Below are 20,401 nucleotides of genomic sequence, written 5' to 3'. Positions count from 1 at the left end.
TACAAACTCGTTACTTTTTGTTACACAAAGTCAGTAACATAAGAGACCTTGATCGCTTTTTATTCAAATGTTTTTTTTATAATGCAGGCCGAAGTAAAAATGCTTTATTTAAACTTTTTAAAATAACAATTAAGTATGTTTTTTATTTTTAAAGTTTCATTTTTCTTCTTATTAAAATGACTCTATTTATCTATCTCACCACATACAACAATAAATAGAGGTATTTTCTTTTATCTTAAATATTACAAGGAAAAAGTATGCATTATAAAAGATCAATATTATCGTGTTTTGTCTCCATGGCGCTTATCACAGGTTGTAACAATGCCGAACAAGAAACAGGAAACATTAACATTGTTGAATCTAAAGTACCTTACTTCCAAGACTGGCCACAAATTAATAGTGTTGTTGCAGTTGACCCTATCATTGAAGCAGCCATTGTAACTATTCTTGATCAAATGACATTAGAAGAAAAAGTAGGTCAAATGATACAACCAGATCTTCGAGAAGTGACTGTCGAAGAAGCAAAGCAATATAAATTAGGTTCTTTATTAAATGGTGGTGGTTCTTGGCCGAATGATGACAAATATGCGACGGCAGCAGACTGGGCTTCCAAAGCCGATGAATATTACGATGCTTTAGAAGAAGCCTATGCTGAACGCCCTTTCAGAATTCCTTTTATGTGGGCAACCGATGCAGTCCATGGCCATAACAATGTTTATCGAGCAACGGTTTTTCCGCATAATATCGGTTTAGGCGCAGCAAATAACCCTGATTTAATTTATAAAATTGGTGTCGCTACAGCACAAGAAATTGTTGCAACAGGCTTAGATTGGACCTTTGCACCAACGGTTGCTGCGCCACGCGATTATCGTTGGGGCCGAGTTTATGAAGGCTATTCAGAAGACCCTGAAATTATTTATCAATTTGCAGGACAAATGGTAGAAGGTCTACAAGGTGGCACTGAAGGACTTAAGGGTCAAACTAATGTTATCTCAAATGTTAAACATTGGGTTGGTGACGGTGGTACTTACGATGGTGAAGACCGCGGCGAAAACCATTATAGCGAAGAATATTTACGTAATATCCATGCGACAGGCTATTTTGCAGGTCTTGATGCGGGTGCACAAGTGGTAATGAGTTCATTTAATTCATGGCACAACGAAGCCAACTACGACCAAACAGAAACAGGCGAATACAATTATAAATTGCATGGTAGTAAATATTTACTTAACGATATTTTAAAAGAAAAAATGGGATTTGATGGCATCATAGTAACCGACTGGAATGGTCAGCAAGAGATTACAGGTTGCACTGCATCTAATTGCCCAGAAGCTGTTAATGCTGGTAATGATGTTTTTATGGTGACATCACGAAGTGATTGGCAATCTTTTTATAGCAATGTTATTGACCAAGTGAATGACGGCACAATTGCTATTGAACGTATTAATGATGCAGTGACTCGTATTTTGCGTGTAAAAATGCGAGCGAATCTTTGGGATAAACCCAAACCATCAGAGCGAGAGCTAGCCGGAGATGCTGATATTCTAGGATCTGATGCTCATAGAGCACTAGCAAGGCAAGCCGTAAGTGAATCACTAGTATTACTTAAAAATAAAGGAAGCATTCTGCCATTAAGTAAAGATGCTTCTTATATTGTCACAGGTAGTGCGGCCAATGATATTCAAAAACAAACAGGTGGGTGGAGTTTAACCTGGCAAGGCACAGAAAATACTATCGAAGATGATTTCCCAGGTGCGACGACACTACTAATGGCATTGCAAAATGTAGTCGGTACAGAAAATATTTTCACTAATGCAACCGAAGCACCAGAAGATGCCATTGCCATTGTGGTCATTGGTGAAGACCCTTACGCAGAAATGTTTGGCGATATTAAATCCTCACAAACCTTAGAATTTTCATCATTAGATTCGACTTATGCAGCAGATCTTGTCGCCATTCAAGAGATGAAAGAAGCAGGCCATCAAGTTGTTACTATTTTCTACTCAGGTCGCCCACTGTATGTTAATGAAGAGATCAATACATCAGATGCCTTTATTGCAGCTTGGTTACCAGGCACTGAAGCTGGCGGTATCACTGATGTGTTATTTGCAGAAGATGGAATGGATTTTTCTGGTCGACTCTCTTATTCGTGGCCAATGAAAGTATGCTCAACCACTATTAATCGTCATGCCCCTAATATTGATAATTATACAACACCTATTGATGGCAGCACTGGCGAATTGATTGAGCAAGATATCGAAGGAGAGAATAAACCACTATTCCCTTACGGGTATGGTTTAGGTTATTCCTCAAGTGAGACTCAATCGGTAACGACAGATCTTGATAATATTGAGCTTGATGTTCGAGACTACGGCTGTGGACAGTCAGAACCTGATACTGATACAGCAACCGTTAATTTAGAACTTTATGGTCGTGAATCTTCAGGTGAATTTACGATTCGAGTTAGTGGTGAAGCGAATGGATGGGCAGGTGTTGATGTATCTAATGGTTCAGAAACAACGATTGGTTCTATCACAACAACACCCATTAACTACTTACACCAACAAGATGCAGTTAATGTAAGCTTTAGTGGTGAGTCAGCTGCACAGGTTTATTTACAAACCAGTGATACCAACGGCATCGATAAATACAGTTATGTAAATGCCGATGCTACCGTCCAATTTGATATTGATATGAAATCAACAGCACCTGAAAGCTTAACACTATCAATGCATTGTGAATGGCCATGCCTTGGTGAAGTCGCAATTAATAAAGTCTTACCAGCGGTAACAGAAGCGAATGATAGCGCTTGGACAACAATCAAAGTGCCTTTAAGCTGTTTTGTTGAAGAGGGAATGGACTTTTCAATTGTTAATACAGCTTTCTTACTGTATTCAACAGAAGCTGTTGAGTTCAATTTAGGAGAAATACGCTTTGTACCAAACAGCGTTGATGCGGCGGAAGATGCAGTTTCCTGTAGTACGTTACAAGAAGATGCCATTGTAGCACTTGATGTAGACTCAGTTAATGTACGTGATACTTGGACAAGTTTAAGTACTTATCAAACCACCACAGATGATTGGTCAAGTATTGAGAATCACTTAACCTATAGTGAAGAAAGTATTGACGGTGAAACTATATTGTCAGTGGCCTATGATTCATCTAGTCCTGAAAGCTATAAAGGCATTATGAATATCATTGGAGAGCCTCAAAACCTAACAAATTATATCGATGGTACGTTAACATTTGATTTATATATTGATAGCTATGGTGTTCCTGCTAATGATGGAGAAACCGCCACCGAAGGTTTAGCCTTTAAAATAGAATCTGAAGCAGGCACTGGCAATGATTATTTGTTGCCTAAAGCGGACTATCCGACTGAAGTTTGGCATACTATTACAGTAAACATCGCTGATTTAAATACAGGAGAATTAGATATTACGACGGTAAATAAACCATTAGCATTGTTAGCTTCATGGGGATCTTCACAGGCTGGATTTTCATTTAAAGTCAAAAATATTACCTTAGAAAAGTAGCCCCTATAAATAATACAGCCATATCAGGGCTAATTATTAAATGACCGATAGTCACATCAGTAATAATTAAAAAAAGCGACATAGTCACCTATAGCTATGTCGCCTTTATAAATATCAACCTATCATAAGCACCACAACTATCTTTCTGATTATAAAAGTATGAATCCCTTATCCTACATAATGATCTATTCAGCGTTTATAAACGTAATTAATAGATATATAACCGTTATATCGATTACATTAAATATGCTATCTAAATTTCGCACTGGAAAAACAATTCAATTCAAGGCGTAAGTTGAGGTCTTGCAAAGATTAACGTGGTAAATCTTCGGTCGAGGAATTAAGCAAAAGAGGTTAATGCTTTAATGGTTGCCCCCTTTACGAAAGAAATTGATAACAAAGCACTAAGTTATGTACTTATGATCTAAATCCAAGAAGTAAAATAGATCAGTTAATTAGCATGATTGGTATTATGTGTGTAATACATGTAACTGAAGGAAAAAGTCACTTAAAGGAATAAAATGATGTTTAAAATTAAATTAGTAATACTTTTTATCTCTATGCTATCAGCAACTGTCTATGCCGATATTCAAGTCAGCTTTAAAGACGGCGCACCTAAAGATAAGTTTGTAATAGAAAATACCAGTACATGTGCTGTAAAAGATATATCCATGACAATCGATTTATTGCAAAGCACAGGACGTTTAATTTTTGATACATCGGAATCGGGAAAAGGTGTTGAAGTATTTCAACTTTTTGAAGTAACCAGAGGACAAATAGCACTTAAAACAGACACACAAGTGAATGATGGCGCGACACAATTATCATTGGATATCACAACAATAGCAGCTAATGATTTTGCCAGTTTCACTATTGATGTTGACGATACATTAACCACAAGTGAATTGGGTAATATACGTGTCACAGGCAATGAAATAGCAAATGCTTCTGTCTTAATCAAGATCAATGGAGATGAAATAGTAAAAGCAGCATTCGACCTAGATGGAAAAGCACTAGTAATCATGCCTATATGCAGTGCTTGATCATTATTTAAAACGACATAATTTTAAAAATAAACGGCTATAAAAGTATAAGAGTACTAAACAGAATTAAGGGCAAACTACACCGCTATTAATACCAATCTCATTAACCAATCGTTAGTTATAATGATTGTGCATTAATTTAATAATAAAAATACACAATCAATATATCTTAGCCATTTCCTTATCAAGGTACTTTCTTATCTAGGTATTTCCTTATCAAAGTGTTTTTATTTTGAAGTTAAGGCTTTAACCATCACGCCTAACTGTTTTACGGCCTCTTCTGCACTTAATGAATCACTATTAAAATAATCACTGATCAATTGAATAATTTGTGCTTTTTGATGACTACTTGTAGCCATGTTTTGTGTAAAAGAAGGGACTTTGATATCTTCTTTAAAATCAGTAGAAGATAATTGTGAGCATTCATCAAAGGCTGATAAATCAAGGTCCGTACGCGCAGGAATAGACCCTTTTAATTGACTAAAATCTTGTTGAAACTCCGGTGAAATAAGTGTCTCTACGAATATACTTTGACTATGCTGATCGATTGATGAATGTGCTTTCTTAAATAATACGAAGCTATCGATATTGTAACTGAAAACCCCTTTTGTACCTGGTACTGGAACACACTGATAATCTTGCATCGCTTTTTTACCAATAGCAGTCCAACTCCCTTTGACCCAATCTCCCATAAACAACATCGCTGCTTTATTATTAATAAAAGCCTTTGAAGACCAAGTCCAATCTTGCCCTTGTTGCTCAGGAGTTGCATAACGATGAAGTTGTTTGAATAGCTTAAAAGTATTAACCATTTCAATAGAAGAGATCACATCATGATTAAATGCTACAAAAGCTTGTTTATACTTTTCTGCTCCAAGCTCTGATATCGCAACCGACTCAAACAATAATGCATCTTGCCAAGGTGTCCCACCAAACACCACCGGCTTTACTCCTTTAGAAGCTAAGAAATTCGCAACAGAAAAAAACTGCTTCCACGTGGTCGGCGCCGCTAAGCCATATTGATTAAATATTTTAGTGTTCAACCATAACCAATTAACTCTATGTATATTGATGGGTACCGCCATATATTGTTTTTCAACAGTAATATCGTCAATCACCACTTTCGGTAAAAAATGTTCCCAAGCACTAGTGTCGGTCAATTCATTGATACCAATTAACATACTTAGGTTGTTCCATTCAGCGATATCTGGCCCTTTAATTTGAGCCGCTTCTGGTGGATTTCCTGATAAGGCTCGCATTTGTAAAACGTGTATCGCTCCACCGCCGCCACTGCCTACAATGGCAAAGTCTTCAAATTCAATATCATTCACTTTTAAGTGTTTAACGAGGACTTGTTTGGATTCTAATTCACCTTGCTCTGTCCACCAATGCAGCACTTCAAAAGGTGACGCGATAGCATTGCTACAAAAAACTAACCATAAACAAGAGACAGAAAAAGTTAACCTTGATAGAGTGTTCTTTTTTAGAGACACGAAAAATTTACTTACAAGCTTGCAAAATAGACTATTTCTCATCGGTATGCCCTTGGTAGAATCACGCACACTTCTAAGCCACCTTTTGGATGATTAAATAGATGAATATCGCCACCATGTGCCTGAATGATGTTACGCGCAATACCCAACCCTAAACCGTGTCCTTCTTGATCATCATGTAACCTAACATAAGGTGTAAAGATCGATGATAGAGCAGACTCTGCAATCCCTGGACCTTGATCTTTAATAACAATCACTAGTGATTGTGCTGAATCTTTAACATAGATATCCACTTTCTCACCATACTTAACCGCATTATCAATTAGGTTCGATAAACTACGTTTAAGTGCATGCGGTTTTCCTCTGAAATTATTATGCGTATTAATATGCAACGTCACAACATCTTGCTGAGTACCGACTATTTGTAACAATAATTTTTGAATATCAATATCAGCAATGTTCTCATGAATATCCGTATCTTTCACTGTTTGTAATGCCGCTTTAACTAACATCTCTAAATCTTCTAAATCGACATTGAATGCAGCGGTTTGCTTTTCATCATCTAACAGTTCAGAACGAAGTCGAAGGCGAGTGATCGGTGTTTTTAAATCGTGAGAAACTGAACGAAACAGTACTTCTCTATCTTTAATATAACTTTGTAGCTTTTGTTGCATGTGGTTAAAAGCACGCGTGGCGGCCACAATTTCCGTTGCTCCTTTCTCTTGTAAAGGGGGCTTAGTGAAATCGATACTAAACTCCCCTACCGCGGATGCTAAATTCTTTAATGGTTTGGTTTGCCAATGAAATGCGATATAAATCAATACCAATAAAATCAATGTAGTAAAAATGATAGATACAAACTGTTGTGTCGAAATAACAGGTAAGTCATCGAGTAAATAGGGTGGCGGTAATACGGCTGCCAAGTACAACCATTCATCTTGGGCGAGTTCCATTTGTAATACTAAAATAGGTGAACTCACAGAGGGGATAATTAAGTTATAAGCTCCCCATGATGGCGGTAAATCTTTAAGCAAAATATTGTTGTTAATAACATGCAAATCATCAGGGCTTGAAAACTCTAATAAGAGTGTTCTATGATCACCTAGTTTTTTATAGACGATACTTTTTATATCAGTCAGTACTTGTTGTTTTAATTCACTATCGTTAATCGGATTAATATCAACCATTTGTTTATTAAGCGATACAAAAAATCGTGAACCGCCTAAATCTCGTAGCTGCTCTAACACAAGATGTCGATAAGTATTAGGTAGTTTTTGAAAAAATGAAATCGTACTCACCGCACTATTTGCTAAATTTTCAGCATTAGTTAATACGACATTTTTCTCACTATCTGCAATCTGCGTTACCCAAAAAATGCTGGTGATACTCTGTGCTAATACAACGGACACAATAGTCAGTAATAGCATTCGCGAGATTAATGAACCAAACAGCTTTCTAATATATGCCATATTTTACAATACCTACTTTATAATCATCGGTCACCTAATTAACAAGTAACTCATTATTTTATTGAGTAAGATGCTGTACTTCAGCAATGAATATATACCCAGCACCACGCACCGTTTTAATAATTTGAGGTAATTTCGCGTTATCCCCTAAGCTCTGACGTAAACGACTTAAGTGAACATCTATTCCACGCTCGTTAGCAAAAGCATCCCGACCATGTAACGCTTGGCATATTTCATCTCTGGAAATAGCTTGATAAGGACTATTTAAAAATAGCATTAATAATTGATAGTCGGCGCCCGTCAAGGTTAACGTCTCTCCCATCTCGCTCACTAATTTATGTTGAAGTGTATCTAACTTCCATTGCGCAAACTTAATATAACGAGGATTAGTCGATTTAGATTCATCTTTAATGAAACTACTTCTGCGTAATAAAGCTTTAATACGAGCCAGTAATTCACGTGGGCTAAAAGGTTTAGCAATGTAATCGTCTGCACCAATCTCAAGGCCTAATACTCGGTCTACTTCATCTGAGTTTGCAGTTAACATAATAATAGGCACATTAGAGGTTTGGCGAATGCGTTGGCATAAGGTAAAGCCATCGTCACCAGGCATCATCACATCTAAAATAATCAAATCTGGTTGGTTGTCTTTTAATTTGAGAGTCATCTCAATACCGTCTTCGGCAGAAATAATAGAAAAGCCTGCTTTAGCTAAATATTCAGATAATAATTCACGTATCGATTTATCATCATCAACCACTAATATTTGCTTTGTATTGTCCACATTTACTCGCTTATTACTTGAAAGTTAACCATTTAAAAATATTTGCTTTAGTCTGCTTATTTTAAAGCAAATAAGTTATAGCGAACATTATTGATTGTAATTTTGTGCTCAAGTATCGAGTCAGCACTCAAAACCATCATAAAATAGTGTCATTAAAACAATAAGCACTCAGATTAATATTCAAACAATTAAATCAATAACAACTTACCTATCATATAGTTAACTATTCCTGTTGGTTTAATTTAAATAAAGCTGCTTTTTAAGCTTGCACTCACTATAAACGATGATAAAATGCGCGCGTTTTCCAATTCAACCTATTTTATTATAACGACTTATTATTACGGAGGCTTATTACAATGCAACACACTTACATTGATTCATCTAAACCTCTAAAGCGTTATTTTACTCCCCAAGATCAGTATTTAATACAGTGTCGAGAACGTGCGGTAGAACCTTGAATTAACCAATTCATCTAGCCCTAGTTCACTAACGATTACTTGTAATTACAATTATTGCTAACCCTTATTTATCGATTCTATTTATATTTTATAAATAGGATGATGTACTTTATTTATTCCAATTTAGCGGAGCGTAAAATGCCAAACGTCCTAAATTTAGCACCAGAATGTCACGCAGAAAACTATTCAGAAGTACCTGTTATTACTTCACCTTATGACTTAACACCTGATGAAGTGTTACTCAGTCAAGAGCATTATGAATCTGAAGTGCGTTCGTACCCTCGTCGCTTACCGATTGCTATCAAAAGTGGTCGTGGTGCTATCATTGAAGATACAAAAGGACAAGTTTACCTTGATTGTCTAGCTTGTGCTGGCGCTTTACCGTTGGGTTATAACCACAGTGAGATTAACCAAGTGTTAATTAACCAAATTAATACTGGTGTCCCTTACCAAACATTAGATCTAACAACGCCAAGTAAAGACGCATTCATCAAAGCAGTGATGCAGTTTTTACCAGCTAACTTTGCAAAAACAGCTCGAATCCAATTTTGTGGCCCATCGGGCGCAGATGCAGTTGAAGCATCAATTAAATTAGCTAAGTTATACACTAAACGTAATACCATGATGTCTTTCCACGGTGCTTATCACGGTATGACCAATGGTGCGTTAGCGCTTACTGGTAACCTTGGCTCTAAAAGCCGTCGCACAGGCTTGATGTCTGATGTGCACTTTATGCCATTCCCATACGATTTCCGTTGTAAATTTGGTTTAGGTGGCGAAGAAGGCGCTAAGCAAAGCATTCGTTATATTGAATCTGTGTTATGTGATGACGAGTCAGGCATTACTAAACCTGCTGCTATTATTGTTGAACCAATCCAAGGTGAAGGCGGTGTGATTCCAGCACCGAAAAAATGGCTACAAGAGTTACGTCGTATCACCACTGAACACGGTATTTTGTTGATTTTTGATGAAGTACAATGTGGTATTGCACGTAGTGGCGATCACTTTGCTTTTGAAGAATCAGGCATTGAACCAGATATTCTTATCTTGTCTAAAGCAATTGGTGGCGGTATGCCGATGTCAGTTATTTTATACAATGAAAAATTTGATTGCTGGAATGCAGGTGAGCACACGGGTACGTTCCGTGGTAACCAATTAGCAATGGCAAGTGGCGCAAAAACATTAGAAATTATTCAACGTGATAACTTAGCGCAAAATGCAGCTGAACGCGGTGAACAGTTACGAGAAGCATTACGTCAAATTCAAACTAATTTCCCACAAATTGGTGATGTTCGTGGTCGCGGTTTAATGAACGGAATTGAAATTGTAAAACCAGGTGAGTTTAATGCACTAGGTCAAGCAGAAGCCGATCCTCAATTAGCGATTAGAATTCAACGTGCTGCTTTAGAGTTAGGTTTGATTATTGAGAAAGGTGGACGTCAAGGTGCCGTATTGCGTTTCTTACCCCCTTTAATCATCAGTGAAGTACAAATTAATTTTGTTGCTGAAACAATGGCGAAAGCAATTGCTATTGCGGTGGATGCAAAATAATGACTCAAGGTAATAACTGGTCGCATTACTTTGCTCAGCTTGGTGAAAACCAAGCTTTTGAGCAAGCGACAGAACAAACACAACAAGCCATTAACAGTTTATTTAAAAATGCGGACAAGCCCTACTCTGGGCTTGAACCTGCTTTATTAAAACAACAAATTAATGCGGTGGATTTTTCTCAGCCCGCTTCTTTACAAGACGTCATTGAAAGCACTAATGAGCTTATCGCTAAAAATTCATTGTTAGTACAACATCCGCATACCATTGCGCATTTACATACACCGCCACTCATTGCATCGATTGTTGCGGAGCATTTTATTGCTGCGTTAAACCAGTCAATGGACTCATGGGACCAAGCTCCAGCTGCGACCTACATAGAGCAGCAAATGGTCGACTGGTTATGTAAAACCTATCAACTAGGTGAACGCTCTGACGGAGTGTTTACAAGCGGTGGTACGCAAAGTAATTTAATGGGTTTATTGTTAGCGCGTGATTGGTTTGCGGCGAATCGTTCTCAACATGATGTGCAACAAGATGGTTTACCTGAGTATGCACAAAAAATGCGTATCATTTGTTCTGATAAAAGCCATTTTACCGTACAAAAATCAGCCTCTTTAATGGGGTTAGGTGAACGCAGTGTTGTCTTAGTTAAAACTAATGTTCAAGGGCAAATTGATGTCCAAGAACTACAGTTAACTATCGATGCCTTAAAAGCACAGGATTTATTACCTTTTGCCGTTGTTGCAATGGCAGGTACCACTGATCACGGTGCGATTGATGATTTAGCTGCTGTCGTTAATATTGCTAAAGCAGCAGGTTGTTGGTCTCATGTTGATGGTGCTTACGGCGCCGCATTACAGTTAAGCCAACAACATAAATCACGCCTTAAAGGGATTGAATTAGCAGACTCCGTCAGTGTTGACTTCCATAAGCTTTTCTACCAAACAATCAGCTGTGGCGCCCTACTGATCAAAAATAAAGCTAACTTTAATACATTACTACATCATGCCGATTACTTGAATCGTGAAGGTGATGAATTACCTAACTTAGTCGATAAAAGTATTGCAACAACCAAACGATTTGATGCACTAAAAATGTTTATGACACTCAAAGCAGTCGGTGAAAAGCAATTAGGTGAGTTTTACGATTACCTGTTATTACTCACGCAAGAAGTGGCGAGCAAGTTTGAGCAGAACAAACACTTTGAATTATGCTGCACCCCCTTGTTATCAACAGTATTATTCCGTTTATCACCATTATTACAAGGTGATTTAAGCGAAACTGAGTTTAATCAGTTACATCAACAATTACGCTTAACGATGTTAACCAGTGGTGAAGCCGTTATTGCAGAAACAAAAGTGGATGGTCAATTAGTACTAAAATTTACCTTATTAAACCCTTGTTTACGCATCAGTGATTTTGATTCACTCATCGCTAAAATTGAAGAGTCAGCACTAAGATTAATTAAAAGTCGTTAAACTATTAATTAAATTAACGACTAATGAGATTACTAACACTGACTTAAGGTTACTAAGTAGTAGTTAGCTAAAAAATACGAATTTAGAATTAAAGAATAGGAATTGATAATGTCTGTACTACAAATTGGCGCCGGCGGCGTAGGATGGGTGATCGCACATAAATGCGCTCAAAATAATGATGTGTTTGGTGATATTACTATTGCTTCTCGCACTGTTTCTAAATGTGAAAAAATCATTACGTCAATTAAAGGTCGTAACAACCTTAAAGACAGTAGCAAAACGATTACCGCACAAACAATCAATGCCGACGATATCGACGCGCTAGTCGCACTCATTAAACAAGTACAACCTGACTTGGTGATTAATGCAGGCCCTCCATGGGTGAACGTTGCCATTATGGAAGCTTGCGTGCAAACGAAAACAGCTTACCTAGATACATCAGTTGCTACTGACCTTTGTAGTCCAGGACAACAAGTACCTGAAGCATACGATCCACAATGGGCTTTTGCAGACCGCTTTAAAGAAGCCGGTATCACGGGTATTTTAGGCGCAGGTTTTGATCCAGGTGTCGTCAGCGTATTTGCTACTTATGCTCATAAACATCTATTCGATGAGATCGATAGTATCGATGTAATGGATGTGAATGCCGGCGATCACGGTCAAAAGTTTGCCACTAATTTTGACCCTGAAACCAATATGTTAGAAATTCAAGGTGACTCTTTCTATTATGAAAACGGTGAATGGAATCAAGTTCCTTGTCATAGCCGTATGATGGAGTTTGATTTCCCTGTCGTCGGTAAGCAAAAAGTATATTCGATGGCACATGATGAAGTACGTTCAATGGCTGAGTTTATTCCTGCTAAACGTATTGAGTTTTGGATGGGCTTTTCAGACAGTTACTTAAACTTCTTCAACGTAATGCGTACTATCGGCTTGTTAGATACCAAACCTGTAACAACCTGCGATGGTATTACCGTTGAACCGCTTAAAGTATTGAAAGCTATTTTGCCAGACCCAACTTCTTTAGCACCTGGCTACACGGGCAAAACGTGTATCGGTACTTGGTTACGCGGTAAAAAAGACGGTGTCGCTAAAAGTATCTTTATCTACAACATTTGTGACCATAAAGAGTCATACAATGAAGTAGAGCATCAAGCAATTTCGTACACAACCGGTGTACCTGCGATCACTGCTGCATTACTTTACTTTCAAGGTAAATGGAGTGACAAAGGCTTATACAACGTTGAACAACTAAACCCAGACCACTTCTTAGCATTAATGCCTAAAATAGGACTTAGTTGGGAAGTCATGGAACTTGATGTTGAATAGTTTTTAGCAATAACATCATTTTGAGGCGAAGCTAATGGCTTCGCCTTTTTTGTTTATAGTCTTTATGTCTTAGCGTTTATAACGCAAAATCTATACATAAGGTCCTATATCTCAGAACCTATTTATAGAAACCTATACATATAAAACTATATATAAAACATATAGATATAAAATCTATATATAAAAATTAGAACCGAGTAACTAACATGTCATTACAAAAAGAAAATCTTAATACGCCCTACTTTATGATCAACGAAAAAGCTTTGATTAATAATCTAGAAAAAGCGAAACAGTTGAAAGAGATTTCAGGCGCTAAATTAGTGCTCGCTTTAAAGTGTTTTTCAACTTGGGGAACATTCAATACCATCAAACCTTATTTAGACGGTACAACAAGCTCAGGGCCTTATGAAGTACGATTAGGGCATGAAAAGTTTGGTGGTGAAACGCATGCCTACAGCGTGGGTTATTCCAATGCAGATATTGAAGCAGTTAAGCCCCTTTCAGATAAAATCATCTTTAACTCTCTTTCACAGCTTGAAGCACATTACGATAACTGTAAAGACAGTGCTTCATTAGGTTTACGCATCAACCCTGAGATGAGCGTTGCAGGGCAAGACTTAGCCAATCCAGCTCGTGCTTATTCTCGTTTAGGTGTTAAACAAGATCTTTTAAGCTTAGAAGTTCTTAATAAAGTCGATGGTTTTATGTTTCACATGAACTGTGAAAACAAAGATGTCGATGCGTTTATTCGAGTACTGGACCATATATCAACGACCTTCACTGAATACCTTGATCAATTAACTTGGCTTAGTTTAGGCGGTGGTATCTTTTTTACTTATCCAAACTACCCTATTGAAAAGCTAGGGTTAGCCTTAAAAGCGTTCGCTGAAAAACATAACCTGCAAGTTTATTTAGAACCCGGTGAAGCAATCATTACACGCACTGCAGATTTAGTGGTTAGCGTAATTGATATCGTTGAAAATGATAAACAAACGGCAATCGTTGATAGTGCCACTGAAGCCCATCGTTTAGATACGCTTATCTATGATGAACCAGCCTCTATTAAAGAAGCCACTGAAGGCGCTGAACATAACTATGTGATTGGTTCATGTTCATGTTTAGCGGGGGATCAGTTCTGTGAAACACAATTTGAAAAGCCGTTACAAATAGGTCAAAAGCTACACCTTTTAGACAGTGCTGGTTATACCATGGTGAAACTGAATTGGTTTAATGGTTTGAAAATGCCGAGTATTTATTTTGAAAGAGTAAATGGTGATATTGAGGTATTAAATGAGTTTGGGTATGAGGATTTTAAAAACACATTAGGGAGATAATGAGATAGAAATTCAGCGCAGGAATGGTGCTGCTTTTTAGTTCCTGTACTCCAGCGTTTCTAGTCCCCATGGTCTGAGTGGGGATCTCCTAGTTCCCATGCTCCGCGTGGGAATTCATATTTCTACGATATTATTTACTGATTTGATTGCCCTTTAACTCGTCTTCGCTCGTTGTGGCATTTAGATTATTAATTGCAGTATTTTCGCCCTGTCGGCGACTCTACTTTCTTTTATCAGAAAAGAAAGTAGGCAAAGAAACTGACACCGAATCGCTTTCTAATCCAATCAATAAATACCTTTCTTAACGCACCAGTTCATACGGCACTTCCCTGTGCCGGATGAACTTACAGCAAACGTCCTGTTTGCTGTTGCAGAAAGGTATTCATTGCTTGGGAAAGCTCAACGGTGGAGAGTTATAGCCGCGTTGAGTAATATTTTATTATCTACAGAAAACTCAATTCCGTGTTTCTGCGGTAAATACAGAATTTTTCCGCCTTTCCACATGAGAAAGGTTTTATGTTTTTATTTAAATTATTGATTTAATGTTTTATTGCACTAAAGTAACCTCTAATTTATCAAATTAAACTATTCCGTATTTCCACCGTAAATACGGAATAATTCGGCTTAGTTACACTGTTAGATGCCAAAGGGAAGTTATGAGCATTGAAATCGATAAACTCCGGGATTTTATTTTCGAGTATATTTCAAAATATAGAGAAACATACGATAATTTCACTTCTTTACCTCCTAAAGGCGCTGGTTATCCCAGGCATTCAATTTCCCCATTTTTGAATTCAGAAGCATTTGAAGTGATCCTTGCAGAAGATGGTGTTGTGATTAATGAGGTTGCGAATGAGCCTGAACATCAATGGTATATTGCAGGTGGACCAGCTTTTAAAGTTGATCTGGAACCCACAAAAACGCCAAAGGAAGTTACAAAGTTTATCGACGATAATGGTTTGACAGGAAAACCTATTGGTATATACAGAATTGTACCCAAAGAACATATACCTTCTTCAGTTTGGAAAGGTAAAATTAAAAATGTTTCTTATCAAAAAACTGCAGTAAACGATGATTTAAATGTTTCTTTACACTTAAAACAAGTAAAAACAAATTTAAAAAACCTTATCTGTCATATGACTTTTGGTGCGTATGGTATCGTTTTAGATCCACATTTACCTGATACAACGACTGCCTTTGGCGAGCCTTACATAATTGAAAAAATGGGTTTCTTTCCTGCAGATTTAAACAATCGATGTTTTTTCAATTATATCGAGATTTATGGTCAGTCATCCTTTGAAGCTTGGGACAAAAGAATAATAAATTTACGCGTAAAAAATGACTTAAGGCGTGATTTCGCTAAGACTCTATCTAACCCCGATGGTGATAAAGGTGGCTCAATAAGTATGGGGGCAACAAACCAATGGGTAGAAAACTATACAAATCGTTTGGGGAAATTAAAACAAGCGATTGACGACTTTAAAAATGTATTATTATTTCAATCTCATGAAACTGAAGATGTATTCCATAAGTTAATTGAAAAGCATCCGATTCTTTTAGATGTGTATGGCAGTTGTGAAAGTAAACCACAGTTACATTACCCCGCAGATGAGTTATCACCAATCGGAAAAACTTATGTAGAACCTGACTTTATTGTTATATATGCAGACCAATCTTATAAATTAGTTGAATTAGAAAGAGCTTCTAAAAAGGTAGCGACAAAACAAGGACAGCCTAGAGCAGAAGTTGGTCAAGCTGCTTTTCAAACAGCTGAGTGGGTTCATTATATTAGAGAACATTATAATCAAATAAAAACACGCTACCCCGGTATACATACTAAGTGCCAAACAAGTCTGATCATGAGTCGTTCGACTCAATCCAGTTTCAATAATGTCGCAGATATTAATCGGTATAAAGAGATGATAATTCAACAGTATACTATCGATGAATTTTTAACATATGATGACTTATTTGATAGAGCATGCACTGCATATACGGTGCTGACAGGTTTGTCGCCTCATGGCATCTAACAAGTTGCTTAAACGGACAAAAAACAGTTGGCTTTTTGCTCGTTCCTCGCTAATTTTAGCCAACAATTTTTTGCGCGCTTAGCAAAGCGTTATATCAAAATAGGAAATTCATGAAACACTTTATTCAGTACCATAAAAGTTGGGAAGAGGGAAACCCACTTTCTAATCCTCAGCCATATGTATTTACGAAGCTTAATAGCATGAAAGAGTCAATCGTAGTTGATGCTTGGGAAAATGGTGGAAGAGTCTGGTTAATTCACCGTACCGATCCAAATTCAAGCGATTACTATATCGCATATACTTTCGAAGTTGCTGACGTTGATGTTTCTGATAAACACCTAGAAATGTTTGGTGAGGAAGGATCTATTAAAGTGTTTAACCCTCCAATCGTGTTATCAAAAACTAAGCAAAAATGGTTTTCAGACTTTTTGAAAAAAAATGGTAATTTTGCTTTTGGCTTTAAGTCATTACAAAGTGAATTTGAGAAAGAGTTTGATGATTTTCTAGCAAAATCGCCTGCCGTAACGGTCTGATATAATCGGGTAGCCGGAGGTATCTAACCTCCAGCCCCCACACCACCCTGCATGCGGCTCCGCACAGGGCGGTTCATCTTATGATGAGTAGTAAATATGAATCCACAAATCCTTTAATGATATCAAACCTTGTCTGGCTAAAAATGCATTACTGATCGCTATATTGATCCCTTTATTTTTCGAACTAACTTCAATGAATGTCTGTCCAAAGCTTTTGTGATATGCCTATCACCTGCAGGATATGTCTCTCATCTGCAGTGTTTCCACCGTAAATATTGCAACGTCCCACGCTTTTAGATGATTAGAAATTCACAAGTGAACTATATCTCTTTGTTTTATAGATGAATCAACGTAAAGTAATAATAATATTTTTAATCATTAACTCTTGTCGCTTTTTCAACGTTAAAATGACATTTTGTGAGTTAATAAAGCTGTTATGCATCAAAGGAACTATCGTGCAAAAATTATCATTAAGCTCAGTTAAAAGGTGGCATTGGTATGGAAATCAATATTATTTGCCGTTTTCAATCAAAACACATTGTCCTGAATGCTCAGAACAAGTAATTTTTAAATTGGAAAACCCTGTTAATGACATGCAATTTCGTAAGGCTTTCAATTTTTCTTCGCCTTGTCCTTCTTGTGACCATGATGCAAATTTTTACTGTATGGGGCCTAAATCAAAAGCCGATGAGGTTACAGATTTAGATAACCTTTATATGTACCCAGAAATGAGCTCAATACGTGCAAAAAAAGACTATACAAAATATATTCCTGAGCAATTACAAATTGCATATGAGTCTTCACTAGTTTCCTATAATTCAAAAAACTATATAGCTACAGCCGTAGGCTGTAGGAGAACACTAGAGGGGATATTTTATTATTTACTTCCTGAAGGCGAACGAAAAAAGAATTTAGCAAGTGCAATTGAAGCCGCTAAAGGCTCTGTAGATTGGGTCGAGCCCCTAAACAATTTGGCACACCTTATCAGAAAAGGTGGAAATTTAGGTGCACATTTTGATGAGAGTAAAGAGCCAAATGAAGAAGTAGCAAAAGCCATGATAGATCTATTGGAATACCTTTTCGAATATATTTATGAATTACCTACCAATATTAAAGATCTTGAATCACATATCGCAGGTGTTTAATTTTAATATACCGAGTTGTTGCTGCATAATCGGGAGCCGGAGGTATCTTGTAGAAAAGTATTGGACATCCAATAGTTCATCGCAACAAAATCAAAGCCTTAGGATTAAAAATAGATGGGTATCCAGCACTTTTGCATTGTAAGTAAAGTTAACAAGGCATTTAAAACGGAACTAAAACAGCGTTAGAGGGCAATATATTGAGTGATTCCCCACATACCTAAATTTTTTTGATTTACTTTGTTTAATATATAGAGAGCTTAGATTGACAACTTTAGTTATCGTCGGTAATGGATTTGATATACAAAACAGTTTACCTACAAGTTATTGGTATTTTCACAAGCAATATAATGATCAACTCGATGATTACTTTGTACATTTTTCAGACTTTTTTGATGATCAAGAATGGTCAAATTTCGAAGAAAATTTAGGACTATTTGAGGAGGATAACTTCAGAGAGAGTTCTGCATGTGAACCAAGCATGGATGACATGATAGAGTCATCTAAATACGTGAACGGCTATAATGACGAAATATCCCAAAAAACAGATGAGTTAGTAGACGATATACAAAGTGCATTTAGAACTTGGATTAGAGGAATAGATGTAAAGCAAGCTATTAAGTTTATGGACTTCCCTACAGGGTTTAAATTTATAAACTTTAATTATACATCTACTCTTCAAGATGTGTATTCAGTACCAGATGAAGATGTCCTGCATATTCATGGTAAAGCTAGATTTAACGTGATATTTGGACATGGTATAGGGAATGGTAATAAATCCTCATCTATGGAATCAAATACTAATCAGCCTTGGTTTGAGGAGTCATATCAAACCCTCGCATCTGTAACCGATAGATTTCATAAGCCTGTTAATGAAATACTCGAAAAGCATAGGGAACACCTTGAGAAATATGGTGATGTTAAAAAGATTATTGTGCTTGGTCACTCTATTAATGAGATCGATGTTCCATATTTCAAGTGTATTTTAAATGCATATCCAGATGCATTGTGGAGGAATTGGAACCATAGAGGAGAAGAAAATAATGGTGTTTCAGATACACATTATAAATTACTGAGTATTGGTGTTCCTAACAATAAATTATGCTCACTTTCATCTAAAAAGCTAGGTAGAGCATATCCCATTATCCGAGATTTTCCTCCTGCCCTCTAATCGGGTAGCCGGTGGTATCTAACCTCCAGCCACCACCCTGCATGCGGCTCCGCACAGGGTGGTTAATCTTATGATGAATAGTGAATATTAATCCACAAATCCTTTAATGACATCAAACCTTGTCTGGCTAAAAACGCATTACTGATCGCTATATTGATCCCTTTATTTTTCGAACTAACTTCAATGAATGGCTGTCCAAAATTTTTGTGATATGTCTCTCACCTGCAGTATTTCCACCGTAAATATTGCAACGTCCCACGCTTTTAGATGATTAAAAATTCACAAGCAAACTATATCTCTTTGTTTTATCGATAAACCAACGTAAAGTAATAATAATATTTTAATCATTAACTCTTGTCGTTTTTCCACCGTTAAAATGACATTTTGTGAGTTAATAAAGCTGTTAGGTGAATATGCGTTTAAATCAACCTTCTGATGCAAATTTTATTGAAATCATGTCTTGGTTTTCGACCGAGGAAGAATTAAGTATTTGGTCTGGACCTGGTTTTAGATATCCATTTGATTTAAGTTCTTTTAAGAGTGACTTAAAACTTGATTCACTAAAGTCATTCTCTCTGGTTTCGGTTGAAGGAAATTTATTGGCATTTGGGCAATATTATCTAAGACTTGATAAGTGTCATCTTGGTCGATTAATTGTTAACCCTAATTTTCGCGGGCAAGGTATCGCTTCCCACTTAATACAAAAGTTGGGTGTTCTGGGTAAAACAGAGTTAAAAACTGATTCATGCTCACTATTTGTATTAGGGCACAATAAAAGTGCAATTCAAGCTTATACAAAACTTGGCTTTTTTATGGCTGATTATCCGGAAGAAATTCCACTGGAAAACTGTTTCTATATGGTACAAGTATAAATTCACCTAATCGGATAGCCGGAGGTATCTAACCTCCAGCCCCCACACCAACCTGCATGCGGCTCCGCACAGGAAGGTTCATCTTATGATTAATAGTGAATATTAATCCACAAATCCTTTAATGATATCAAACCTTGTCTGGCTAAAAACGCATTACTGATCGCTATATTGATCCCTT

General features: G+C 36.9%; 14 protein-coding genes. 11 read left to right on the top strand and 3 right to left on the bottom strand.

Annotated features, from left to right (window positions below; genetic code table 11):
- The first annotated feature begins 257 nt into the window (after window positions 1-257).
- Together GQR59_RS07340 and GQR59_RS07335 are read left to right on the top strand one after the other, a co-directional pair.
- Window positions 258-3,536 carry a glycoside hydrolase family 3 protein gene (locus GQR59_RS07340; protein WP_160061335.1) on the top strand — a complete coding sequence of 1,093 codons (3,279 nt, stop codon included), beginning with the start codon at window positions 258-260 and terminating at the stop codon, window positions 3,534-3,536.
- A gap of 521 nt (window positions 3,537-4,057) precedes the next feature.
- On the top strand, window positions 4,058-4,579 hold the full coding sequence (locus tag GQR59_RS07335; RefSeq protein WP_160061334.1) for an aggregation factor core: 522 nt from the start codon (window positions 4,058-4,060) through the stop codon (window positions 4,577-4,579).
- A gap of 227 nt (window positions 4,580-4,806) precedes the next feature.
- Here the strand turns inward: GQR59_RS07335 and GQR59_RS07330 are convergent, their stop codons facing one another.
- The 3 genes from GQR59_RS07330 to GQR59_RS07320 are packed head-to-tail and all read right to left on the bottom strand — an operon-like array spanning window position 4,807 to window position 8,325.
- Entirely contained in the window at window positions 4,807-6,072 is a 1,266-nt protein-coding gene (locus GQR59_RS07330; protein WP_236546682.1) for an ABC transporter substrate-binding protein, read from the bottom strand.
- 38 nt (window positions 6,073-6,110) lie between these two features.
- Window positions 6,111-7,541, bottom strand: coding sequence for an ATP-binding protein (locus GQR59_RS07325; protein ID WP_160061332.1), 1,431 nt, complete (start codon window positions 7,539-7,541; stop codon window positions 6,111-6,113).
- 58 nt (window positions 7,542-7,599) lie between these two features.
- Window positions 7,600-8,325 (bottom strand): response regulator, encoded by a 726-nt coding sequence (locus GQR59_RS07320; protein WP_160061331.1) that lies wholly within the window; start codon window positions 8,323-8,325, stop codon window positions 7,600-7,602.
- 596 nt (window positions 8,326-8,921) lie between these two features.
- Between GQR59_RS07320 and GQR59_RS07315 the strand changes: the two genes are divergently transcribed.
- From GQR59_RS07315 to GQR59_RS07275, 9 genes are all read left to right on the top strand, one after another.
- Window positions 8,922-10,334, top strand: coding sequence for a diaminobutyrate--2-oxoglutarate transaminase family protein (locus tag GQR59_RS07315; RefSeq protein WP_160061330.1), 1,413 nt, complete (start codon window positions 8,922-8,924; stop codon window positions 10,332-10,334).
- On the top strand, window positions 10,334-11,812 hold the full coding sequence (locus tag GQR59_RS07310; RefSeq protein ID WP_160061329.1) for a pyridoxal phosphate-dependent decarboxylase family protein: 1,479 nt from the start codon (window positions 10,334-10,336) through the stop codon (window positions 11,810-11,812). The genes GQR59_RS07315 and GQR59_RS07310 overlap by 1 nt, the downstream gene beginning before the upstream one ends.
- Before the next feature lie 108 nt (window positions 11,813-11,920).
- On the top strand, window positions 11,921-13,141 hold the full coding sequence (locus GQR59_RS07305) for a carboxynorspermidine synthase (RefSeq protein WP_160061328.1): 1,221 nt from the start codon (window positions 11,921-11,923) through the stop codon (window positions 13,139-13,141).
- A 206-nt stretch (window positions 13,142-13,347) separates the two neighbouring features.
- Window positions 13,348-14,475 (top strand): carboxynorspermidine decarboxylase, encoded by a 1,128-nt coding sequence (gene nspC / locus GQR59_RS07300; RefSeq protein WP_160061327.1) that lies wholly within the window; start codon window positions 13,348-13,350, stop codon window positions 14,473-14,475.
- 656 nt (window positions 14,476-15,131) lie between these two features.
- Window positions 15,132-16,505 carry a Shedu anti-phage system protein SduA domain-containing protein gene (locus GQR59_RS07295; RefSeq protein ID WP_160061326.1) on the top strand — a complete coding sequence of 458 codons (1,374 nt, stop codon included), beginning with the start codon at window positions 15,132-15,134 and terminating at the stop codon, window positions 16,503-16,505.
- Between the two features lie 110 nt (window positions 16,506-16,615).
- A complete protein-coding gene (locus GQR59_RS07290; RefSeq protein WP_160061325.1) occupies window positions 16,616-17,038 on the top strand; it encodes a hypothetical protein in 423 nt (140 codons plus the stop codon).
- 455 nt (window positions 17,039-17,493) lie between these two features.
- The gene (locus GQR59_RS07285) at window positions 17,494-18,183 is read left to right on the top strand and encodes a DUF4145 domain-containing protein (protein WP_160061324.1); all 690 of its coding nucleotides are present in this window, start codon (window positions 17,494-17,496) and stop codon (window positions 18,181-18,183) included.
- Between the two features lie 262 nt (window positions 18,184-18,445).
- Window positions 18,446-19,351 carry a bacteriophage abortive infection AbiH family protein gene (locus tag GQR59_RS07280; RefSeq protein ID WP_160061323.1) on the top strand — a complete coding sequence of 302 codons (906 nt, stop codon included), beginning with the start codon at window positions 18,446-18,448 and terminating at the stop codon, window positions 19,349-19,351.
- A 413-nt stretch (window positions 19,352-19,764) separates the two neighbouring features.
- The gene (locus GQR59_RS07275; protein ID WP_025564785.1) at window positions 19,765-20,223 is read left to right on the top strand and encodes a GNAT family N-acetyltransferase; all 459 of its coding nucleotides are present in this window, start codon (window positions 19,765-19,767) and stop codon (window positions 20,221-20,223) included.
- Window positions 20,224-20,401 lie beyond the last annotated feature (178 nt).

It is taken from the genome of Psychromonas sp. L1A2, from assembly GCF_009828855.1.
Taxonomy (GTDB): Bacteria; Pseudomonadota; Gammaproteobacteria; order Enterobacterales; family Psychromonadaceae; genus Psychromonas.
This window is presented reverse-complemented; position numbering and strand designations above follow the sequence as displayed.